21 protein-coding genes and 1 pseudogene are annotated in these 21,332 nt (G+C 40.4%); 8 read left to right on the top strand and 14 right to left on the bottom strand.

All coding sequences use genetic code 11. The features are described 5' to 3' along the window. The first annotated feature begins 137 nt into the window (after positions 1–137). The 4 genes from CO692_RS10690 to CO692_RS17680 all read left to right on the top strand — a co-directional run bounded on the left by CO692_RS10690 (position 138) and on the right by CO692_RS17680 (position 4,631). Positions 138–713: a recombinase family protein gene (locus CO692_RS10690; protein WP_096742239.1), complete on the top strand. Its 576-nt coding sequence runs from the start codon at positions 138–140 to the stop codon at positions 711–713. 467 nt (positions 714–1,180) lie between these two features. After that, on the top strand, positions 1,181–2,692 hold the full coding sequence (locus CO692_RS10685) for a helix-turn-helix domain-containing protein (protein WP_096742238.1): 1,512 nt from the start codon (positions 1,181–1,183) through the stop codon (positions 2,690–2,692). Positions 2,693–3,111: 419 nt separating this feature from the next. After that, positions 3,112–3,978, top strand: a complete 867-nt coding sequence (locus tag CO692_RS10680) for a LysR family transcriptional regulator (protein WP_096742237.1) — start codon at positions 3,112–3,114, stop codon at positions 3,976–3,978. Positions 3,979–4,478: 500 nt separating this feature from the next. Further along, entirely contained in the window at positions 4,479–4,631 is a 153-nt protein-coding gene (locus CO692_RS17680; protein ID WP_175632043.1) for a hypothetical protein, read from the top strand. Positions 4,632–4,668: 37 nt separating this feature from the next. Here the strand turns inward: CO692_RS17680 and CO692_RS10675 are convergent, their stop codons facing one another. From CO692_RS10675 to CO692_RS10660, 4 genes are all read right to left on the bottom strand, one after another. Beyond that, positions 4,669–5,202, bottom strand: coding sequence for an IbrB-like domain-containing protein (locus CO692_RS10675; protein WP_086293997.1), 534 nt, complete (start codon positions 5,200–5,202; stop codon positions 4,669–4,671). Further along, positions 5,129–5,620: a hypothetical protein gene (locus tag CO692_RS10670; RefSeq protein ID WP_096742236.1), complete on the bottom strand. Its 492-nt coding sequence runs from the start codon at positions 5,618–5,620 to the stop codon at positions 5,129–5,131. The genes CO692_RS10675 and CO692_RS10670 overlap by 74 nt, the downstream gene beginning before the upstream one ends. A gap of 36 nt (positions 5,621–5,656) precedes the next feature. Then, on the bottom strand, positions 5,657–6,964 hold the full coding sequence (locus CO692_RS10665) for a DUF3440 domain-containing protein (RefSeq protein ID WP_096742235.1): 1,308 nt from the start codon (positions 6,962–6,964) through the stop codon (positions 5,657–5,659). 243 nt (positions 6,965–7,207) lie between these two features. Further along, a complete protein-coding gene (locus CO692_RS10660) occupies positions 7,208–7,732 on the bottom strand; it encodes a hypothetical protein (RefSeq protein ID WP_096742234.1) in 525 nt (174 codons plus the stop codon). A gap of 926 nt (positions 7,733–8,658) precedes the next feature. On the opposite strand from CO692_RS10660, the gene CO692_RS10650 reads away from it, so the two are divergent. Continuing rightward, entirely contained in the window at positions 8,659–8,847 is a 189-nt protein-coding gene (locus CO692_RS10650) for a hypothetical protein (RefSeq protein WP_081119023.1), read from the top strand. Positions 8,848–9,261: 414 nt separating this feature from the next. Here the strand turns inward: CO692_RS10650 and CO692_RS10645 are convergent, their stop codons facing one another. From CO692_RS10645 to CO692_RS10625, 5 genes are all read right to left on the bottom strand, one after another. Next, a complete protein-coding gene (locus tag CO692_RS10645) occupies positions 9,262–10,188 on the bottom strand; it encodes a LacI family DNA-binding transcriptional regulator (RefSeq protein ID WP_185946527.1) in 927 nt (308 codons plus the stop codon). A 229-nt stretch (positions 10,189–10,417) separates the two neighbouring features. Continuing rightward, positions 10,418–12,781 carry an HAD-IC family P-type ATPase gene (locus CO692_RS10640; protein WP_096742232.1) on the bottom strand — a complete coding sequence of 788 codons (2,364 nt, stop codon included), beginning with the start codon at positions 12,779–12,781 and terminating at the stop codon, positions 10,418–10,420. Between the two features lie 367 nt (positions 12,782–13,148). Continuing rightward, a complete protein-coding gene (locus CO692_RS10635) occupies positions 13,149–13,880 on the bottom strand; it encodes a class I SAM-dependent methyltransferase (RefSeq protein ID WP_185946528.1) in 732 nt (243 codons plus the stop codon). 273 nt (positions 13,881–14,153) lie between these two features. Further along, positions 14,154–14,666, bottom strand: a complete 513-nt coding sequence (locus CO692_RS10630) for a ClbS/DfsB family four-helix bundle protein (RefSeq protein ID WP_015508975.1) — start codon at positions 14,664–14,666, stop codon at positions 14,154–14,156. Positions 14,667–14,681: 15 nt separating this feature from the next. Then, positions 14,682–15,110 carry an effector binding domain-containing protein gene (locus tag CO692_RS10625; protein ID WP_096742230.1) on the bottom strand — a complete coding sequence of 143 codons (429 nt, stop codon included), beginning with the start codon at positions 15,108–15,110 and terminating at the stop codon, positions 14,682–14,684. A 93-nt stretch (positions 15,111–15,203) separates the two neighbouring features. On the opposite strand from CO692_RS10625, the gene CO692_RS10620 reads away from it, so the two are divergent. The 3 genes and pseudogenes from CO692_RS10620 to CO692_RS10610 all read left to right on the top strand — a co-directional run bounded on the left by CO692_RS10620 (position 15,204) and on the right by CO692_RS10610 (position 16,783). Then, positions 15,204–16,112 carry a helix-turn-helix transcriptional regulator gene (locus CO692_RS10620; protein ID WP_096742229.1) on the top strand — a complete coding sequence of 303 codons (909 nt, stop codon included), beginning with the start codon at positions 15,204–15,206 and terminating at the stop codon, positions 16,110–16,112. A gap of 40 nt (positions 16,113–16,152) precedes the next feature. Then, positions 16,153–16,434, top strand: a pseudogene (locus CO692_RS10615) (helicase); the annotation flags it as partial. Next, positions 16,433–16,783: a GNAT family N-acetyltransferase gene (locus tag CO692_RS10610; RefSeq protein WP_226818331.1), complete on the top strand. Its 351-nt coding sequence runs from the start codon at positions 16,433–16,435 to the stop codon at positions 16,781–16,783. The pseudogene CO692_RS10615 and the gene CO692_RS10610, both read left to right, overlap by 2 nt. Before the next feature lie 123 nt (positions 16,784–16,906). On the opposite strand, the gene CO692_RS10605 is transcribed toward CO692_RS10610, so the two are convergent. The 5 genes from CO692_RS10605 to CO692_RS10585 all read right to left on the bottom strand — a co-directional run bounded on the left by CO692_RS10605 (position 16,907) and on the right by CO692_RS10585 (position 21,124). After that, positions 16,907–17,749 carry a class I SAM-dependent methyltransferase gene (locus tag CO692_RS10605; RefSeq protein ID WP_096742228.1) on the bottom strand — a complete coding sequence of 281 codons (843 nt, stop codon included), beginning with the start codon at positions 17,747–17,749 and terminating at the stop codon, positions 16,907–16,909. 388 nt (positions 17,750–18,137) lie between these two features. Continuing rightward, a complete protein-coding gene (locus tag CO692_RS10600) occupies positions 18,138–18,971 on the bottom strand; it encodes a MerR family transcriptional regulator (RefSeq protein WP_016609707.1) in 834 nt (277 codons plus the stop codon). Between the two features lie 21 nt (positions 18,972–18,992). Then, positions 18,993–19,733: an ABC transporter permease gene (locus tag CO692_RS10595; protein WP_096742227.1), complete on the bottom strand. Its 741-nt coding sequence runs from the start codon at positions 19,731–19,733 to the stop codon at positions 18,993–18,995. Continuing rightward, positions 19,730–20,341, bottom strand: coding sequence for an ABC transporter ATP-binding protein (locus tag CO692_RS10590; RefSeq protein ID WP_226818110.1), 612 nt, complete (start codon positions 20,339–20,341; stop codon positions 19,730–19,732). The genes CO692_RS10595 and CO692_RS10590 overlap by 4 nt, the downstream gene beginning before the upstream one ends. A 96-nt stretch (positions 20,342–20,437) precedes the next feature. Continuing rightward, the gene (locus tag CO692_RS10585; RefSeq protein WP_096742226.1) at positions 20,438–21,124 is read right to left on the bottom strand and encodes a hypothetical protein; all 687 of its coding nucleotides are present in this window, start codon (positions 21,122–21,124) and stop codon (positions 20,438–20,440) included. Positions 21,125–21,332 lie beyond the last annotated feature (208 nt).

Here is a 21,332-nt window from a genome sequence, read left to right as displayed (position 1 = left end):
TCTATAGTACATTATTTGCTTACAGAAAAAAACTACCCTATTTCTTTTATTCATAATACGTTGGTTTTAGGTTGTATACTTAAGTGAACAAACGAGGTATTCTCTAGGTAGACTTATTTTTAAATGGAGGAAATTGTATGTCAAATATGGTTTATGGATACGCTCGCGTATCTACAAGACAGCAGGATCTTTCTCGTCAACTAGACTTGCTTGAACGATATGAATGCCACAAAATTTATACTGAAAAAATTAGCGGCATTCGCACAAATCGACCGGAATTAAACAAACTAAAAAAGCGAGTGAAAGAAAATGACAAAATTATTATTGAAAGCTTTTCACGGCTTGGTCGGAGCACCAAAGACTTGATTGATCTCGTCTATTTTTTCGAAAGAAAAGGAGTAAAAGTGATTAGTATCAAAGAAAATTTTGATACACAGACCCCTCAAGGAAAACTGATGATGACGGTTTTCCAAGCCTTCAGCCAATTTGAACGAGACATTATTGTGGAGCGAACCAAAGAAGGGCTAGATTCTGCTAGAGCCAGAGGAAATATTGGTGGGCGTCCACGAATCGACCCTAAACTGATTCAGTACGCCCTGAATCTTTATCAGAAGGAAGGTCGAACTGTCGTTGATATTTGTGCCCAAACTGGAATAAAACGATCAACTTTCTATCGCTATCTTCGTTTAGAAAACGACAACCTCCTTTCATGAATAGGTACTCTGGTTTTGCTAATGACCCTAGATTCCCCGTAACAAAAAGCACAAGACGGATCTTGCTGATTAGTTTGATCCTTCAAAGATAACATCTTAAGTTAGCTTTGAGGGACACTTACAGTTCTTCGTCCGGTGCTTTTTTTCGTCTAGCAGATTGTTTCCTTTATTCTTCTTCATTGCTTTTTCTTTTGCTCTCTTTTCTAGAGGAACTTCCGATGATTTGTCCTCTCCCGAACCTAAGCTAAGATGCACCGAAACAGGCCCCGTTCTTTTCGAAAGGCATTTATTCGTTAATTGAAGGGTGTTTTACGTATAAGTAGCGCTTGTTAAATCTGGTTCTATTAAGTTTCAAAGGATAAAGCTTCTTGATTGACGTAGAGTATTATATAATCTACTTAAAACCAACGTAATTTACATTCAGCACTGATTGCTTCCATAAGATTTTAAAAGAGGTGGTGATATCAATGTTAGAAAATTTATCAATCAATTTGCATCGAGACAAGTCATTTTCCCGTCAAGTAAAAATTTTACAGATGCTAAATGCAGCACCAACCGGTTATCATCCACAAGAATTGGCAACCTTGCTGGGTCTATCTATGCCGACAATCACGAAAGAACTCAATGTTTTAAGCGATAGCTTGCCAGAAGAACTGATTAAAATCAACTTTTCTGAAAGTAACATCGTTTCAATCAAGTATGCACCAAATGCCTCAATCAATTTAGCGATTCAGCTTTTAAGTATGGAAACACTCGAGTTTAAAATCATGTCGAGTATCATTGATAACAAAAAATACTCCATTCATCGAGCAACGATCGAATTTGGCTATTCTCGTAGTCACTTGTTGCGAACCATCAGCTACATGAACAAGTCTTTACAAACCTATTCTGTGACGATCGCTACGAATCAACTTGACTTTATTGGTACTGAAGCCGATATTCGTTTTTGTCTGTTTGTCTTTTTCTCCGCTTATGGTGACAGCACGATTTTAGATAAAGATAGCCCGGCGGATGCACGTCTTCTGGTCCAAAAAGCCAAGGAAGCCAACAAGAAAGAGTTACATTACAGTCATTATCGACTGGCCCTGTGGTTAAGTATCGCCAAACGCAGATGGCGCTATTCTTACTTTTTGAACTTGCCGCCTTCTTTAGAGCGGAACCTATTGGAAAAAGAACGCTTTAGCATTTTCTCGCACGTATTGATCGAGTATTATTTAAAAAAATACCGGATCATTCACTTACCAAAACAAGAACTACTTTGGCTCTTCCTCACTACACTCCACTGTCTGTCTTATAGTACATTGGATGTTACTGAAGAAGATGCAGCCAAATATATTTTTCACCATACAGAGAAACCGGAAATCATTGCGGAAATTGGTCTGTTTTTAAAAAAAGGCCAACAACCTATTTCCTCTGCAGTCTCTCAGAAAATCATCTCTTATTTAGTGAACCTCCGCTTGTTATCGATGATTTCTACCAATTATGAATTTGCTGATCCACAAATCAAAACCTTTGTTGAATCGACCTTTAAGACAGAGTACCTCGCTTGGAATAAGTGGTTGAAACAATTCAATGACCAAAGCTCCTTCTTCTCCTTTACTCACTTGGGGCATATCGCAGTTACATTGACCTTATTAAGCGAACTGGCACCTAGTACTCCGCAAAAAAAGCAACGTAAAGTGGCCTTTGCTTTTCAAGGTGGCGCTGGATTAGATGCTTTCTTAGCCGCATCAGCGGAGCTATTCAAAAATGATCAGACTGAAGTCAGTTACTTTTTCGAAGTGACTCCTGATACCCATGAATTGATCCATCAGGAAATTGATTTGATTGTCAGCAATTTTGACTTACACTTGAAAAGTAATCCCCACTTTCAGCAATTGCGAATTTCGAATGTACCAAGTCTATCTGACTGGATGATCGTTCATAAAACGATTGAACAATTGGTTCAGCCAAAGATCATCCCCGATTATTTTCCGTAAGGAAACTGACGGCTCTTTACTAAAGCCAGCCGCCAGTTTCCTTCTTTCATTTGGAAGTTCAAGAAGCAAGTGCTGCTGCCCCCTCTTCGCTTGCGTTTTGCCTACAGGAAAAGCAAAAACCCGGTTCCTCACATTCCTTTTTATCAGTAACTTAACGATGTGTTGCTCCTGGTATCTCATCACTAGAAGCCATCTAAGTAGTCGCTGGTTCCATCGCCTGCCTTTTTTAATGGAAACAACCTCTCACTTATTTCTAGGATTCGTTATAGTAACGGTCACCAAAAATAAAAAGACTTACCCCTGAATACTACACATATTTGAAAGAACTTTTATATCTATTTTTTTGATTTACGATAAAAAAAAGAAATTATTTCACTTTCCTTTTTTTGTATAATTTGAGAAAAGAAAGGGGAACAAATGTGGATTTTATCAAAGAGCTGCAATCCTTTAAAACGATCGTCGAAGAAGGGACTTTTACGAAGGCTGCTGCCAAACTAAACTATGCCCAATCAACGGTTACCAATCATATCAAAAAGTTAGAAACAGAGTTAGAAGTGGCGTTATTTTTAGAAGGGAAAAGCAATGTACTAACATTGGAAGGCGAATTGTTGAAGCAGGAAGTCCCTGGACTGATCGCCCAATGGGAGCAGGTAAAAGAACAGTTGCACAACGCTTCAAGTACGATCGACTCATCTATACGGATGGGGATCGTTCAGCCCTATGACATTTCCATTTTGCCAGAACTGCTCCATATGTTTGCTCAGCAATACCCAAAAGTGAAATTCGAGATTCTTGTGGGAACCACAATGGAATTAGCCAAGGCAGTAAAAGAAAATCTTATTGATGTCGCACTATGCTCACTTCCTCACGAGGGAAATTTTGTTTACGAAGAATTGTTCCAAGAAGAGCTTTGCTGCATCACATCGATCCACAACCCGTTAACGATCAATAAACTAACTGATTTCGAAGGCTGCCACTTCTATCGTTTTAACGATGACAGCCTAGCACATAAAAAAGTTGAAAGCTATCTTGCCAGTTGCGTGCCATCGATCCATTGGGAATATGTCAACAATATTAGTACGATTCCTTACTTGATCGAACAAACTGGTTATTGCAGTTTAGTGCCTCGCTCTATCGTTGATCAGACCCGCGCTGAAATAAAAATCTTAGCGAATCCTTTAGCAAATACTAGTATGTCGATCGGATTGCTTTCAAAAAAATCCCTAATGCATTCTCCCAGTATTACAAAAGAATTTGTCTTTGAATTAAAAAAACGTCTGCTCTAGTTATCCAAAGGAGATTATGTATCATTGACTTTTTATGCACGTTTGCTTTTTCTAGAAACAAGTGTAGTTATTTTGAAAGGATCATCACTGTAGAAAAGAAACAAGCTGTACAATGTCTAATGGAATCAAAGACGTTTTACAGCAAGGTTTTGGATATTTCTGACTCTCATAAAATGATGAAATCATAGCTTTTCCTCAATTTTAATCTTTGTTATCATTTTACTTTTTTTATACAAATTGATACGATTATTCATACCATTGATAAGAATCTGAAAAGAAAGGCTACTCTTAAATTTCAGAATTTTTCACCGATTGTAAAATACAGAAACTCTCTTTTGTCCTTTCCAAAGTATACTCTACTTCGGAAAGACACAATGAACAAAAACGCTGGACGTGTAAACCGCTCGACTGTATTTTTCAGTAGCAGGTAGCTATTGAAAAACGAGCCTATTTTTGCAATTGTCTGAAAAGATAGACGCTGAGAAAAGGAGGAGAAAACCATGTTTATCGTTGAAGCGATCTTCAGCTTTCTAAGAGACACATTAGGTGTGATCCTAGCCATTCTCTTAGGGACACTTTGTTTGTCGATGGTGGTCAATCTGATCGTGATCGTTGTAAAAAACACCTATACAAAATTCAAAAAAAATTATTGATCAATTGCTATCTTCCTTAGATAGCTTTTTTGCTCTTCTAGGTTTCTTTTTTTCCTTTGTAATATCTTTTTTCAAACTCAATCCAAGACTTGCTGAATTCATGGTTGGAAAAGGCGCTTTTTAATCCTGAGCGTTGTTTAAAGCGGAAAACTTCTTCGCGATCCATCCCTAATTCCTTGGCAATTCGTTCATCCGTCCAGTCATTAGCGACCAATTGCTGCACGATATTCCCCATCTTCTCGATGCCATGGGTACCGCGGGCCCGATTGTGACGAATCGTTGAAGCGATGCGATTCTCAAAAGGCTTATCGATCACCGTGACCGGAACGCTTGGCAACGCCAAGCGCTCTTTTGCTACGATATACCGATGAAACCCATCAATCAAAATATACTGGTCTTGCTCTTTATCGTGGTAACAAACCAATGGTTGCGTAAAGCCATCTTCTCGAATCGACAGTTCCAACAAATCCATTTCTGGAGCAGCCACGGTGTTGGGATTATACGTATTCGCGTGAATCTTGCTGACTGGGATCAGTTTCGCCGCTAACACTGGAAAATCGATATCGCTCATGAGGGACTACACTCCTTTTTAGAAATGAATAATTTTTTGTTTGTCGATAGACCGCAAACCCTTTTGACTCCAAAAGGGTAATTTCACTAGGCTGGTTAGTAGAAGCGAGAATCTCTGCTTCTGGGTAGTTGCGGGTGATATCCACCAACATTTTCCGTAAAAGAAACTTTTTAAATTGAGCAGATGGATCTTTTTCATAAAATTCCCCTAGCTCCACTTTGTTGGTGCCTTTTTCATAATAAGAAAAAGCGGTCACTCGTTTTTCATCATCAAGAATCACGTACCAGTAACAGTTCTCATCATTGACTAAGTACGGAAATTGTTGCTGATACACTCGCTCTGCAAAGAAAGCTCCCATCAATTGATAGAATTGGCTTTTCTTATACGGTGGGAAAAATAAAACCAATCGTTCGTTCACAAAACCCTTCCTCTCTACGGACCCATTCGTCCATCGTTAGGTGATTTTTTTCGTTAGATACTCGTATTTGGCATTCAATTTTTTCAACTGATACTTGGGTAAATGCTCGATCCCCAGCGCCGCCCCAAAATCCACCGCCAACTCATACAATTCAGACTCATCTTTTTTCGTCAAACTGTATTGTCGCGTGCTCAAGGAAAAATCATTTTTTTCTAACGCACGAGCGATCCCTTTCCAGTCATGCCAGAGTACTTCGTTTTTTAGCCACTCCTTACGTTTGGTCACATCGGGAATGTCTTCCACTTCGATTCCGTGCTTTTCTCGATAATGATCAATCAAAATCGTGATTTTGCGGTAATAATGATCCTGTAATTTCTTTGAATAAAGTCCAATTGATTCCAGTAAAAAGACCGCATACTCTTGCCAAGTCATATGACTGGGTTTTCTCGTATTGTAATGCGCCAGCAATCCTGTCTGGGCATACAAGCGACCAAAATTGGCTCCTGACACACGATTTACGACGCGCTCCCACGTTTCCGGTTCCATCAAAGCATATTGGTACAAGCCTTTTCGTTGCTGCATGCCGTAAGGCTGACAGATCCGCATTTGATGGATCGGAACGCCATGATCATACAACTTTTCATAAAAGCCATTGATCGGCCAGTCAAAACGAGTATAAGCTCCCCAGACATCTTCGGTTTTCCAATCATAGATGGGGTAAAAATTGACAACCATTGAATCTGCTACTTGCCGTTTGATCCAGCATTGCTTCCGAAAGTTATACTTTGGCGATGTGATTGATCGATACCGATACAGACTTTCTTGTGTCCGAATACCTACACCGCAAGCAACGGGCTCAAAGCCATGGTGACTTGCGTACCAATGAGCAAAGTTTCGCAAGAACTTATCAGGATTCATATTTGCACTCTGATAAATCTCCATCAATGATTCATCTAAATCACCAAGTGAAATCGCATCTTTTGGCATTGGCTGTACCCACTTCTCCCGTTCTTGTTCATCCCACATCAGCCATTGTGGCTGAAATACGCTGGTATTGTTGTCCTCGTAAAAGGGTAAGCAAAAATGGTAAGTTTGATTGATACTTGGTAACGCTTTGATTTTTTCCATGAATACTCGTGTAGCATCATAATTTGCCTCTATATCTAAAATCAGCAGATCGAAGGTTTTCTTTTTTTGTCGGGCGACTTGATCGGCCAACTGGATCATAGCACCACTGTCTTTTCCGCCACTGAACGAAAAGTACACATGGGGAAACGTATCAAAAATATATTCCAGACGATTCATCGCCGCTTCCAGCACATTTTCCTTACAATATTTCTTCATAAAAGCTCATGTCCTCATTTTATTTGTCCTATTTTTGAATAAGTATTACATTCTAGTATAAAGTTTCACTTGGCTTCTTACAAGGACTTAAGGGAGATTTTGCATGCGATACATGCAACTAATTGGTAACTATCATTGCAGCATGCTCCTCATTCCTCCCGACTATTCCCAGTAATCAAGAAAAAAAAGTGGGGGAAAACAGCAAGCCCCCCTTCTGAAACAAGTTCAATTGCTTTTCTTGATTCATTCGGTCAAAAGAGTTTGGAGGACTTTATCAATACGCTTCATTTGTTTTTCATTGAAGTTTGAAAGCCATACTTGATCCGTAAGCAAGCGTTTCTTTTCATGCTGAAGGTCTTTGTGTCGACTGGCTTCCTTGATATTTTCAATCATCTTCAAGAAATTGCTAATTTTTTCTTCTTTAGGCAGTAGTACATATTCTTGCTTGATTGCTTCAAACTTGTCTTCATGATCGATCACCAGAAGTTGCGTGATCAAATCGTGGGCGATCCACCGATGATAGGAGTTTTTATGGGTATGCAACGCCCAGATCCGTTCCCACTCATCATAAATCAACTCAGGGTTTTTAACGGCTACTTCTTTAATGATCAAATAACTATTAAAATACTCATTGATATGATTTTGACCATCAACGATATTCTCCACTAGCCTCTCTCTTATCTTTCGATCATCGATCGCCATTTGCACAAACGGTTGGGGATCAAAGGATGTTGTCTGGAAATGACCTGCGATTTCTAGGTAGTCCATGCTTTCACCTTCTTTAAAAATTATCAGATTATTTTTCATGTTTGAACCTATATATGTATTTTAACAGAATTCAAGTATGAAAAAAGTGGCTTTTGGATTCCCTCTTCTTACATCAATCATCAATTCTGCTCATACAGATAGACTAACGTCTTTTCGAATATCATTCTTTTTGGAAAAACAGTTAGGAAGAACCATCTTGATTCTTTATCCACTAACACATCTATTGATTTCTTTCATTCGTCTATTGGGCTCTCGCAAGCTTCCTTTTGTATCCTCTTCCGAAAGTGGTCCTCCACAAGAGAACGTGTTGACAACTGCTTTTTCGATAAGCACCCTATTTCAATGACATAAAAAAGGAAGTCCCGTCTTCGGAACTTCCTGCATTTCTTTTCTCTTTAAAGACTATTTCACGCATAGTTGCGAGATGCTGGATCACGCGTCCTTTCTCCGAATACCTCGGCTGGTAGGCATTTTGATCCATTGTTCTGGCGGACGCTTTCTGATTTTTTTTGGTGCAAACATCAGTTGAACAGTTCTTTTGACAAAGTTATTTCGGTATACGTTTTCCATAACTTGCACGCCCTTTTCAATTGATTTAGGAAGTGGTGACGCCGATCCTTCTTCCTATCTTTATTATAAGCCCCAAACCGTCACAAAACAAACAATTCAACTGCTGCTCTCGCCCTGTCGTTTAGCTAAAATCTGTGAACACTCCCTTAAGTAAGAGGCATATTTTCTTGAATAATGTTCAACAATTCACCGCATATTTATTGAAAAAAACAATGGAAAATTGCAGAAAAAGCTTGAATCTGCTCGAAACAAACGCCAAAGGACTGTATTTTTGAATGAAAAATCGTTTCACTTTACTTTTTCTTAAATTTTAATTATTATTCTTTTGAAATAAGATTAATGAAGGAGATAAAAACATGGAAAAATACCAAGTGTTCCCTGGTCAAAACTATCAGGCAAATGTTATTGGCTTTACCGGTTTACAAGAAGTTAGTGTGATTCATGTTTACGAAAATACTGCAACTGTTCTAATCAAAGAAACAGCTGAAACTGGTGTTGCCAAGCTATGTAATTTTCTTGTTGGTACAACACAATTAGTTAGTTGATGCTCTTTTATTAACCAAAACATGGGGAGCCATTTGCCCTCCAACATGTTATAGGAAAACGATCTAAAATTCGCCTTTTGAATGATTGGCTTTTTCCTATTCATCAATTACATTAGTATTTTTATTTATCTACTCAATATCTCTCTACTTTATATATAAATAGTGTTAGAATGAACAAAAGGAAACGTATCAGGCTTCCCCCAAGAGAATCTTCCCCAAGTACTCTTGTCTGATACGTTTCCTATTTTTGTGGCGAAAAAGCCACAGACCAATGGTAGCCCTTTACTCTGTGAAAAGCAAGCATTCAAAATTGATTTTTTCTTTATTTTTTTATTTTATCTCTACAAATTCCCTTTAAAAAGCAGGCAAGAACACACCTCTCGGCAAAAAGGTGTGTTCTTTTTATAACGATGATTATTCACGAATGATAAGTTCGTAAGGCAGAATGATCTGCTCTTGTTTTCTTTCTTGAAATAAGCGAAAGGCTTCTTTGCCGCACTGATCCAGATGAAACTCAACGGAAGGAAAGTGCAGCATTTGACTGATGAGGAGGTTTTCTTGTCCAATCACGATGGGTGCTGTCCCGTGAGGGTATTGATTTAAGATCATCGCTGCGATCTCGTCCCCATTTGTGATCACCCCATCGATTCCTCGTTCCTTAAAAAAGGCGGCTGCGGGAATCCCATCTTGTGCTTTGATGCAATCCCAATAAATATCTGCTTCAGAAAAATTAGGAAACAGCTCCTTGGCTTTTGCGATGGTGTTGACTGAATTGCAGCTGAGGCGTTTGCTGCGCCCTAAGGTCAACCCCAAGCGCTTTACGCCTTGTTCCTTCAAATAATTGATACTGGCTGTCACAGAGCCGACCAAGTCGATCGCAACAAAAGGAACGGCAGTACCGGTCGAATTTTCACAAAAAACAATCGGTCCTTTTTCCATGTAGGGATAAAACGTCTCGATATGATTTGCCCGAGTGATGACGATCAAGCCATCAAATCCCTTTGCAGCGAATTCTTCTAGATACTCTAATTCCAATTTTCGATCAAAATTGGTCGGCAATAACGTCACTTTGTATTTTTTGGCAAAGGCTTCTTCCATAATGCCATTTAAGATCCCATCAAAGAAGGCGTGATTGACAAACGGTACGATGACTCCAATATTATAGGTTTTCCCCGAGCTAAGTTTTTGGGCGATTTTATTCGGTTTGTAATCCAGCTCTTCCATCACCGCCAAAATCGCTGCTCGCTTTTGCTCATCAACATAAGGATGGCCATTGATCACACGAGAAACTGTCGTGATCGAAAAACCAGTAATTTTTGCTATATCGCGAATCGTTGCCATTTCTTTCATTCCTATCTGATTGTTTTGCTAGTGACCTAAGTCTACCATAGAAAATTAGTTGTACCACTTTCGACAAATTTTCTGAAAAGGTCCCTTGGTTGATTGTAAGGTATGAAACGAGTTTCATAGCAAGAGACAAACTCCTTTTAAATAAAAATTTATTTAAAAACAAAAACTGACTGCCTAGCACGCTATAAGAGCTGCTTAAGCAATCAGTTTTTCCTACCATTTACTGAATCATTTCTTTTGACAAGCTTTTACGTTTCTTCGTATATCTTCGCATCAGCAGCTCGATGCCCTTATCCGCAAAGCGTTGCATGTAGGCGGAAAAATTCAACAAGGCAATCAAGAGAATGAGGTTGAGATAGCTAGTATTGCCTAGGTTAAAGAGGTCGCGACCGACGATCAAAGCAGCAAAGTACAAGATCTGAGTGCTGAAAAAAATCATCGTTCGATAGCTGTTGATCGCTGGATAGACTTTTTTCTGGATCAAGCGATAGTTCCAAGCAGTAAAAATAATGCTCATGATCGATAGAGCTTTACTGCTGCTGTTGAACCAATAGCCAAAGTTGATGATCAGCAAAGTTCCTACCGTAATCGACAAGGCTGTTGGAAAAGCATTTTTGAAAATCGTCGTCATAAAGTCCCCTTTGATCCGATTGAAGTCTGGTTCAAAGTTTAAAAAGAAGGTCGGAATGCCGACAAAGCAGGCATTGATGATCGTTAATTGGATCGGCTCAAAAGGATAGGTCGTTCCTGATAACAACGTCCCCATGGTGATCATGATGGAGAATAAGACTTGCACTAGCACCAATGAACCTGAGCGGGTAATGTTATTGATCACTCGGCGGCCTTCGTCCATGACTGATGGCAAAGCATCAAATTGATTTTCCAAAAGAACCAAATTTGATACTTGACGCGCAGCATCGACGCCAGAAGCCATCGCGATGGAACAATCGGCTTCTTTTAGCGCCAAAACATCGTTGACGCCATCGCCAGTCATCGCGACAGTATGCCCTTGTTCTTTCAAGAAGAGTACCATTTCTTTCTTTTGCTGAGGCGTCACTCGACCAAAAATCTGATAGTTGCTGACAACTTCTTTTAATTCGGCTGCAGTTAATTTTGACACATCGATAAAATCAGCCGCCCCCGGTAGATTGACTTTTTTCGCGATTTGACTGACTGTCACTGGATCATCGCCAGAGATGATCTTGCATTGGATTGCCTGTGAACGAAAATACTCCAAGGTTTCTTTGGCATCTTCACGAATCGTGTCTGACAGTAAATAAAAGCCCAGCGGTTCAATATCCGTCGGCAGTCCTGCCTCCTCATAGCCTTGCGTACTGTGAGCCAAAACGATCACTCGGTAGCCTTCTTCTGCCAGCTGCCTTTCCTGTTTTAAGACAGCTTCATGGTTGGTTCCTAGTAAAATCGACGCAGCTCCGATGAAATAAGTGCCTTGTCCTTCAAACGTGACGCAACTGAATTTACGATCAGATGAAAAGGGGACGACTTGCTGCATCCGGTACGTTGTTTTTTCTGGGAAAAAGGTCCGCAGCGCCATTGCTGTTGGGTTCTGATCGGGTAGCTGCGCCATTAAGTTGCCGGTGATTTCTGCCAGCGGTGTTTCCGATTGAAAGGAAATCGTCTTTTCCACCGTCATCTTGCCTTCGGTGATCGTACCGGTTTTATCTAAGCAAAGCACATCGACCCGTGCTAAGGCATCAATGCAGTTCAATTCCTGCACCATCACTTTTTTGCGCGCCAGATAGACAGCACTGATGGTCAATGTGACACTCGTCAATAAAAACAAACCTTCGGGAAACATCCCCACAGCTGCCGCCACCGTCCGTAAAATGGCTGTGTTGAAAGCCGCATGAGAGAAATAGAACTGCTTGACGAATAAGAGGGTACATAACGGCACCAAAATCAAGCTGATCCAACGAATGATTTTATTCAAACTGCCTTGGATCAAGTATTTTTGTCGTTTGATGGTTTTGGCTTCTTTGTTGATTTTTGCGATATAGTTGTCAGCGCCTACGTGGATCACTTGGCATAACGCTTCGCCAGCAGTGATAAAACTGCCAGAAAACAACTCGTCTGCTGGCTGCTTGTAGATCGTATCCATTTCACCAGTCAGCAAGGATTCATTGACTTCTAAAGATCCTTGAATGACTTTGGCATCCGTCGGCACTTGATCCCCGCTTTTCAATCGTAACACATCATCCATTACGAGTTTGTAGATCGGCAAGTTCTCCAGCTTGCCATCCCGATAAACATCGGCTTTGGCAACTTTTAGCAATGCCAGCTTATCCAGCGTTCGTTTGGAACGAACTTCTTGAAAGAGATTGATGATCACATTGCTGAAGACAACAAAGACAAATAAGCCGTTTTGATAAGAACCCGTCAAACAGACGAGAAAGAATAAGACACAGTTGATTAAATTGAAAAAGGTAAAGATATTGGTAAAAAGGATTTTCGGGTACGTATTCGTCGTATCCTTTTTTGTCTTATTGACTTGACCGCGCTGCACCCGCACCTTGACTTCTCCTGACGTCAAGCCAATGGTTTGGTTGTTTTCGATGATCCTCACCCTTTCTATTCTTAGTCATTTACTTTTATTTTGCTGAATATTCAGCAAACTTGCATCAGACTTGGGAATGGTTTTGTGTTTTTTCTATAAAACCAATTGGCGTCGATTGCGTAAGATACGTCATCGACTCCCCGCTTTTTTTCTGTAAAAAAACAAGTACTGTTTAAAATATAGCATACCCTTTTACGAATTGGCGTTTCATTTTTGTCACCTTCGCGTCACTTTAGCACTTAAAATAACAGTTTATTTTATTAACTCCACTAACTAGACATTAAGCGGTCACAGGCTTCTCCAGTTATTTCTTACGATGACACAAAACAAAAAAACAGCTGATCTTCACAGATCAACTGTTTAACAATTCTTTAAGTCAGCTTTTTCTAGCAGCTATTAGCAGCATCATTGGTCGGCGCATTTCGTCTTTCATTCCCGGTACTTCCAGTAATTCTTCTGGTGGTTGTGGCTCGATCACCTTTTCTAAAATAAAGCCGTTTTGCAATAAGGTCATTAAATAGGTTGTCAGGGTACGATGGTATTTGGTCACCGTTTCACCTAAAAATCGCGCTTGCCGCTTGCCCTCATAATAGTAATGATCGACTGGAAAATGCTGGATTTCCCCCTGCCTATCATACTGCCAATCTTGCGATCCTTCCGCCGTATAAACCGGATGCTCCACCGAAAATACCAGCACACCACCAGATTTCAGCCAGACCGATATACTTTTGATCAATGTTTCGAACGTTGCCACATAGTGAAACGCCAATGAACTTAAAACAACGTCTATTGAGGCTGGAGGAAGTGTCACTTCTTCCATTGCGACACATTGATACGTTATTTTCGGATCAGGGTGCCTTTTCTTGGCCTCCTCAAGCATCCGTTGAGAAATGTCAGTTCCTAGTACTGCTGCCGCTCCATGGTCTACAGCATATTGGCAATGCCATCCATACCCGCAGCCTAAATCAAGTACCTGCTTTTTTTCGAAGTCAGGCAACATTTTTTCTAGCGTCTGCCATTCCCCAGCTCCTTGCAGGCCTTTTTGCGAACGAGTCATTTCACTGTATTTAGTAAAAAACGTTTGGTCATCATATTTGTTTTCTTTCATCATTTATTCCTCCCATGTAAATCGTTTTTTGCTGGTCTTGATCTACATGGGCTTAGGCAATTTTTTGGGAAATAATGCCACCACACATCTGCTTTTTCCTCCTTGCTCTGATTAACGCCATCATAGCACGATTTTCAGTCTCTCACAATTGATAGCAAGCCACTGGCGCTTCTTTGCCATTGTTTCTCAATGAACCGTTTTTTATGTACAGCAAAAAATCACACTATGAAAAGGGTGTGATTTTCCTGTTCGATTCATTCATTTCTCTGTTGATCAATGCAGTGCTTCCTTTTTCCATTTTCGGATTTTCGTTCTGAAATTGGTAAAGGGTGCTACTGTATTGATATGGATCCATTTATAGACTGGCCACTGTGCTTTGGTGGTTGCCCAATCCCGCTGCCTTGCTTCAAACAATTCCTGATCGGATAAGCCTTCGATCCACTGGCAAAGGGCCGTCACTTTTTGGTCTAAGAGCTCTTGCTGCTGTGCTAAGGTCAAACTGCCGTATGTCTGATAAAAAGATTGATACAATCCGCCAAGGTTGTTCCATTTGTACCCTTCAGCAGGTGTGTGAACGCTCATCCCTTGCTGTTCCTGTGCTTCCCATGACAATAACAAACTGACCCAGCCGATTTGGTAAGACAAGTTTTCTGAAGGGGTCTTGTCGACACTTGCTATCCGTTGATTTCGCAGGGCTTCAGGAATTTCATCAAATTCTTGGCGAAATTTTTGGTAACGTTCTGTAATCTCTTGGATCAGCGCTGCTTTGCTTTCATATTGTCTCATTGTTTGTCCTCCTATTCAGGAAAATAGCTGCTCTTTGTCGCTTTCAGCAATGGCGATAAAAATCGTTACTTCGCCGTCTGGCGCATATTGTTCAAAATCAAAGGAATACTTGCGCTGCAGCTGCTGGTTTTCTTCCTCAGACCAGATTTGACGCCAAGTAGTCAAAATGCCCTGCGCATCGCGCCGATCGATCGGATACTTTTTCCAAGTATAGTTTTCTGTATCAAAGTCTGCTTGCTCCGTTTCTTCGAAACAAAGCGAAACGGCATAGTCTCCTTGATAGTTTGACTCATACTCGTGGTAAACGCAAGCGATGACCGTTCCTTTTTCTGCGGCTTTCTTGACCGCCTCGCTGTTTTTCTCCCATAAGCCAGTGATTTTTGCTTGAATCGCTGGATCAGTAAAATTATTGGTTCTTTCCGTTGCCATTATCAAAAATTTCATTGGAGTTCCTCCCTCTTTGTCTTTATGATACGATAGAAACCTAGACACCTTGTGTCAGTGTTTTATCATCTTTTTATAAAAGGAGTAAACCAAGTGAGCACGACACGCCTATTCGGCCTTATCTACCACCTGTTGAATCATGAAAAAGCAACCACTTCTGAATTAGCCAAACAATTTGAAGTCTCGACTCGCACCATCACCAGAGATATCAATACCCTAAGCAGTATTGGCGTGCCCATCTATACCGAAACGGGTCGAAATGGCGGCGTTTATTTGTTAAGCAGTTTTGTGTTGGATAAAGTGTTATTATCAGAGGAAGAACGGAAAAACCTGCTTTTGGCGTTGAAAGGGATTCGCCAGCTGACGCCACAGATCAGTGGGCAATCGCTGGCAAAACTGCAATCCTTGTTTAAGCAGCCCGATGCTGATTGGCTAGAAGTGGATTTTTCCACTTGGCATCGGCGAGAAAACGGCAACGACACGTTTGATTTATTAAAAAAGAGTATTTTAACAAACCACGTGATCACCTTTGACTATATCAGTAAACAGGGACTGCAAAAACGCATCTGCCAGCCTTATAAACTGCTTTTTCGCTCGCAAGCTTGGTATCTGCAAGCCTTCGACCAGCAAAAGAATGCCTTTCGGACATTTAAAATCAGCCGCATGAGTCAAGTCCACGTCACTGATCAGCATTTTTTCCCAGTCACTGCGCCTGATTCTGCCATTGAGTTGACTGTTGGCACCTATCCTGCGCGTCTATTCTTTCAAGCCGACGTTCTTTATCGGGTATATGATGAGTTCGATCATCAGGATATTACTTTGACGGAGGAAGGCACTGCTGTGGTTACCGTTGATTTGCCCGAGGAAAGCTGGGTAGTGCCCTATTTGTTCTCTTTTGGAAAAAGCCTACGCATTTTAAGTCCCCCTCGACTAAAGAATCGTTACCAAGAAGAAGTTGCTGCGATTTATGCCAATTTGTCCAAGAACGAGGGTGTAAACTGATTTTTCATAAAAAGGATCCCTATTGAAAGGAGTGTTTGATTTGAAAAAAGTGATCGTACAGTATGGCGGGGTTTCGCTAAACCGCCTTTGCCAGCAGTTGGAAGAAAATCAGATTCACTTAAACGCGTATGCCAACCAGCTCTTGCGCCATCCCCAGCTCTCCTTCAGTGCCGATAAACAGCGTGCTGCTTGTGTGATTGTTCCCCTTAAAGAACTGGGACTCCCCCAAGGCGGCTCTTTGACGGAGATTTTTGCAGCTGCGCCTTCTTATGGATTGACTTGTTGTACCTTGGAAATGGCCTTACACTTTCGTCTTAGCTATCGCCCTAGCCAAAGAAAGCTTTGCTTCTTTACTTCCTCAAGGGACTGCCACCGAAAACAATCACTTGTTTTCTTTATTTACAGCTGATTTTAGTGAACCGATCGGGGTGATTTGGGTCAACACAGCTGCCCAGAAAGCCTTCATCTATGACTTTATCATCGAGGAAGACCAGCGAGGAAAAGGCTATGGCACCAAAGCGTTACAGGCTTTAGAAAAGTGGGCGATCCAGCAAGGCATCACTGAAATCGGCTTGCACGTTTTTGCCCATAATCAGTCTGCGTATCAGCTATACAAAAAAATGGGCTATTTGGAAACAGATATTACGATGGTTCGACGGTTTGCTGAATGAGTGGTGTTGAATATGCCCGATCATTAGTACGAAAGAATTGATCGATCAGTTCCGACCCAAACAAAAAGAAACGACGAAAAATCGTCGTTTCTTTTTGCTTCTATTTACATAAAAACCACTCTTTCAATGAGTGCATGGTTTTTTCAGTAGTATCGCCATTGTTGAACCTTTTTCGATATAAAGACTGCCTTTGACATCGCCAAATACCTCACAGATATCAAAGCCTGCAGCCTGAACTTCCCTCAGCAATGCATCTTTTGTAAAATAGGTCGTCCATAAATAATAATTGGTGAGCTCAGTATCTGCTAAAATCGTTGTTTGCTCCAGCAAGACGTGATCAGGATATTTCCATCGTTGATTCAGCACAAGATGAGGATCGCCCCGCCAAAACCCTGCTGATTCATGACTTTCCCAGGTCTGTTCTTCATCAAGCGTTAAAAACTGGGCAATCGTAAATACATCGAACAAAAATTTGCCACCCGGTTTTAGATGCGCCAGCACATTATTTAGCAGCAGTTTTCGTTCCTCTGGATTTAAGGCTCCATAATCGCAATAAATCAAGGTAATAAAGTCAAACTGCTGAGGCAATGCCATCTCCAAATAATTATCAAATAGATAGGTAATGTTTAATTGCTGCTTACTCGCGGAATCTCTCGCATAGGCGATGGACCTTCTGGAGTAATCAACGCCTGTCACTTGATAGCCCAGCGCTACAAATTTTTCCGCATATATCCCTGGTCCGCAGCCGATATCAAGAAGTTGCGTCTGTTTTTCTGGTGGAACAATGCGACTGATCCAGCGAACGGATTCGTCGATAAAGTCAGCCTTTCTACTCGCTCCCTCAAAATCAGGATCCAAATGAGCCTTTAACATTTGCTTGGAAATATACGCATCGTCCCAAAACGCTTCTGCCATTTTTTTATAGAGCGGTGGCCGCTCGATTGCCTTTCTCAATTCTTGGTACATCTTCTTTTCCCCTTTCAAAATAATTGAAAAACAAAAAAGACCGCAGATTTTACTCTGCGGTCAATCTTCAAGCGATGAAGATCAAAAAGCGAAGAGTAAAATAAAATCAATGATAGGCACTTCAAATAAAACTGCATGCAGTCAATTTTTTGCCTATGAAATTGATTTTATTTACTCTTTTCCAGTCCTACCCCTGTTAACGAAGGAATAACAGCAGATAGGCCGGAGACATCACCTTTTTCTCTTGTTTTTCTGCCTTTAGTTTAGAAGGCGCCAGTCGATTTGTCAATGGGAATTGACTGTAGACACTCGATTAAATGATGGTCTTGCCGAAATTCACACCTTACGGGGGAGAAATTTTGCAAGAACGCTGAATGTTTATTTCCCTTCACCTGCTGATTTTTTCAACAGGAAGCTGGATCTCAGTCAGCCATTCCTCTTCACTTTCTTTATTCCAAATACCATCAATATAGCTTTCACGAAAAGGCCCTGTGATTCGATAGCCGTTATTTTCAGCAAACTGGATTACTGCAGCATAGGCTTTCGGAAACTCAGTATAGGCTCCTTTATGGACCGTGCAAACTGCCTCTGGTACTTCTTCTATCTGCTTGAAGGTCAAATTTCCTTGATTATCTTTCATTTCTGTGACCGCTTCGCAAACTTCCACATCAATGTTTTCTTCTTTGTACTCGTTGTCATGATAGATAGTAAAACAATATTCGGGCAATGCGCAGATGCAACCAGCTGTTTCCATCTGAAGCCCCATTTCTGGGATCATAGAAAACAACCGATCGAAGCTTGGCACGACCATTCTCATTGAAGCGACGATAACCGCTGGCAAACGTTTAACGATCATTTGGTAATTGGCTTCTTCCTGTTGCAAATACCCTTCGATCTGCGTGAGCATCGCCATCCGTTCCGTGATCTCTCTCATCAGTTGCTGTCTCTTGCGATGCAGTATTCTCCTTTCGCTTTCTCCTGCTTGCACTTGTTTGATTTCATCGATGTTATACCCCATTCTGCGTAAAGCTAATAACCGATGCAATGGTGCCAACTGACTAGAGATATAATAGCGATACCCATTATCTGGATCGATAAAATGGGGCTTAAGCAGCCCCACCTCATCATAATAACGCAGTGTTTTTATCGTCACTTGATTCATTTTAGAAAACATGCCGATTCGATACAGCTTATCTGGTGTTTTTTCACATTCTTGTGTCATAACTCTTTCCTCCGTTTCCTGTTATTCCCAACGGAAAAGCTTAACTGCCAAACCAAATCCTATGATCGTCACCACTGTCAATAGAAAAAGAATGAATCGAGGGTCACCGATTGGTTGATCGAGACTCACACTCTTTAACAATTTAACGCCTTGTGTCAATGGCAGAACATTAGCGACTTTTTGCACACCTTCTGGAAAGAGCTCAAAGGGAATCACTGCCCCAGAAAGAAACAACATGGGAAAATAAACCACTGTGCATACGAGATTGGCAATCTTGATATTTTTACACAAACTAGCAATCAATAGTCCTAGGCTATACATGGCAATCATAACGAAAAAATAGCTAGCTATCAATACTATCCAGCTGCCTTTCATTTGATAGTCGAGAAATACCACCGACACGAATGCGATACCTATCGCTGAGAGTAGTGCAGTCGCTGCAGCTACTACCACTTGAGCCGCAATCAGATGAACTGGAGAAGCTGGGGTAACAAAAAAGTGTTTCAAAATCTTTTTGTCTCGATAATCACAGATAGTTAACGGAATCCCCATAAAGGCTGTTGCGCAAATCCCCACCACCAGCAACGAAGCAAAACTGCCCTCTTGAAATGTATATGAAGTAGCACCAATCACTTTCTCTCCACCGATCATATTGGTCAAAAACAGGACGACCAGCGGCATGCCAATACCAAAGACGATCCCATCGATTCCTCGCAACGCTAACTTTCCTTCAATTTTTGCTAGTTTCATTACTTTGCTCATTCTATCTCCTCCCCTACAAACCAAAGATATGCCTCTTCAAGTTTTTGCTGACCGCTTCGTTTTAACAGCTCCTTTGTGCTGCCTTCAACTACCTTGCGCCCATGAGCAATGATACATAGCCGATCACAAAGAATCTCCGCCTCCTCCATATAGTGGGTCGTCAATAGAATCGTCATTTGTGCTTCTTTTAGTTTGAGGAGCGTTTGCCAGACACTTCTTCGTGCTTTTGTATCCAGTCCCGTTGTCAATTCATCCAAAAAAATCACCTCGGGATTCGGGATCAACGCGAGTACAATGGAAAGCTTTTGTTTTTCCCCACCAGAAAGTTTGTCGATGAATTGCGATTCGAATGGTTCCAGCTGAAACAAACGCAAAAGCTCTTGATAGTCTTGAGGCTGTCGATACAAGAGCGTCATCTCTTTGCACAATTCTCCGACGCGAATATTGTTCTGATAACTTGAAGATTGAAGCTGAACCCCCACTTTTTCAAATACCTCACGCCGCTTTTTTTGAGGATCTGATCCGAGAATTTTGACAGAACCTTCCTCTGGTGTTTTGATACCTAAAATTGTTTCAATCGTTGTTGTTTTTCCTGCTCCATTAGGCAATGAAACTTAAAGAAGAACACCAAAAAATATAATGAGAACACGCCCATAAAAAAGACCTTTGGATTTTTTACATTCCAAAGGTCTTTATGATATTATTTATATGAAAAATTTTGAAAGGTTTGCAATAATTGATATCACATTATTCCCTACACTCGTGTATTTAGATAGCGTCTCAATTATTTTATTTTTGTCTTTCTCAGTTGCTTTTTCTTGTGAAAGTTGGTAGATGAAGCTCTCAATGTAAGCTTTATCATGGGAATCAACATTTACTTCATTTAAAAAATTCTCTAACTGGTTAATTATGGCATTTATATGAACTTCATTTTGATTTACAGTGTTGATTTGGTTGCCCGCTCCATTATGGGTAAAATTATTTACTATGGATTCTCTTTTCTCGGCTACTTTATAATAAATTCGAAATTCTTTCTTGTAGAATGCTGTTCTTGTACCTGATCCCCACATCTTATCTGTTACTGTACTATACACAGCAACATCAGTTACAATTAATTTATCTGTGAAATATTCACCGACTGGGAACATTTCATATAGGGTATTCAACTTATTTTTCTGCCAAGCAAAAAAATAAGTGCCATAATAGAGTTTTCCTGTCTTTGTGTCTTCCCGTTGCCTTATTTTTTTACGCAATCTGTCAGTAGAATAACTCTTCTTAAAATCCCTCTTTTGAAGTAGTTTTATAATCTGATTATGAATTAATATAACTACCACCAAAAATATTAAAAGCCCACCTAAAAAGTACCATTGATTTTTGATAAAAAATTCCATTAAATACACCTCATTTAAAATAATTCTGACCTATAAGATGGAAATGTAAAAAATACTTCAAACTTTTTATACTATGCATTCTCCGCTCTAGTAAATTCATTTAGAAACAATACGATTGCATTTTCAAAAAAATGATGTTGAGATAAAGAAATAGAGGGTAACCTCCCCACACTCAAAGTCATAAATCGTATCAGATGGTTCTGTATAC

Origin of the sequence: Enterococcus sp. FDAARGOS_375, assembly GCF_002393265.1 — a bacterium.
Taxonomy (GTDB): Bacteria; Bacillota; Bacilli; order Lactobacillales; family Enterococcaceae; genus Enterococcus_D; species Enterococcus_D innesii.
This window is presented reverse-complemented; position numbering and strand designations above follow the sequence as displayed.

Bases quoted from the DNA above. Each gene is read 5' to 3' on its own strand.
- CO692_RS10690 (WP_096742239.1), top strand. From the start codon at position 138: ATGTCAAATATGGTTTATGGATACGCTCGCGTATCTACAAGACAGCAG.
- CO692_RS10685 (WP_096742238.1), top strand. From the start codon at position 1,181: ATGTTAGAAAATTTATCAATCAATTTGCATCGAGACAAGTCATTTTCC.
- CO692_RS17680 (WP_175632043.1), top strand. From the start codon at position 4,479: ATGTTTATCGTTGAAGCGATCTTCAGCTTTCTAAGAGACACATTAGGT.
- CO692_RS10675 (WP_086293997.1), bottom strand. From the start codon at position 5,202: ATGAGCGATATCGATTTTCCAGTGTTAGCGGCGAAACTGATCCCAGTC.
- CO692_RS10665 (WP_096742235.1), bottom strand. From the start codon at position 6,964: ATGAAGAAATATTGTAAGGAAAATGTGCTGGAAGCGGCGATGAATCGT.
- CO692_RS10660 (WP_096742234.1), bottom strand. From the start codon at position 7,732: ATGGACTACCTAGAAATCGCAGGTCATTTCCAGACAACATCCTTTGAT.
- CO692_RS10650 (WP_081119023.1), top strand. From the start codon at position 8,659: ATGGAAAAATACCAAGTGTTCCCTGGTCAAAACTATCAGGCAAATGTT.
- CO692_RS10645 (WP_185946527.1), bottom strand. From the start codon at position 10,188: ATGGCAACGATTCGCGATATAGCAAAAATTACTGGTTTTTCGATCACG.
- CO692_RS10635 (WP_185946528.1), bottom strand. From the start codon at position 13,880: ATGAAAGAAAACAAATATGATGACCAAACGTTTTTTACTAAATACAGT.
- CO692_RS10630 (WP_015508975.1), bottom strand. From the start codon at position 14,666: ATGAGACAATATGAAAGCAAAGCAGCGCTGATCCAAGAGATTACAGAA.
- CO692_RS10625 (WP_096742230.1), bottom strand. From the start codon at position 15,110: ATGAAATTTTTGATAATGGCAACGGAAAGAACCAATAATTTTACTGAT.
- CO692_RS10605 (WP_096742228.1), bottom strand. From the start codon at position 17,749: ATGTACCAAGAATTGAGAAAGGCAATCGAGCGGCCACCGCTCTATAAA.
- CO692_RS10600 (WP_016609707.1), bottom strand. From the start codon at position 18,971: ATGACACAAGAATGTGAAAAAACACCAGATAAGCTGTATCGAATCGGC.
- CO692_RS10595 (WP_096742227.1), bottom strand. From the start codon at position 19,733: ATGAGCAAAGTAATGAAACTAGCAAAAATTGAAGGAAAGTTAGCGTTG.
- CO692_RS10585 (WP_096742226.1), bottom strand. From the start codon at position 21,124: ATGGAATTTTTTATCAAAAATCAATGGTACTTTTTAGGTGGGCTTTTA.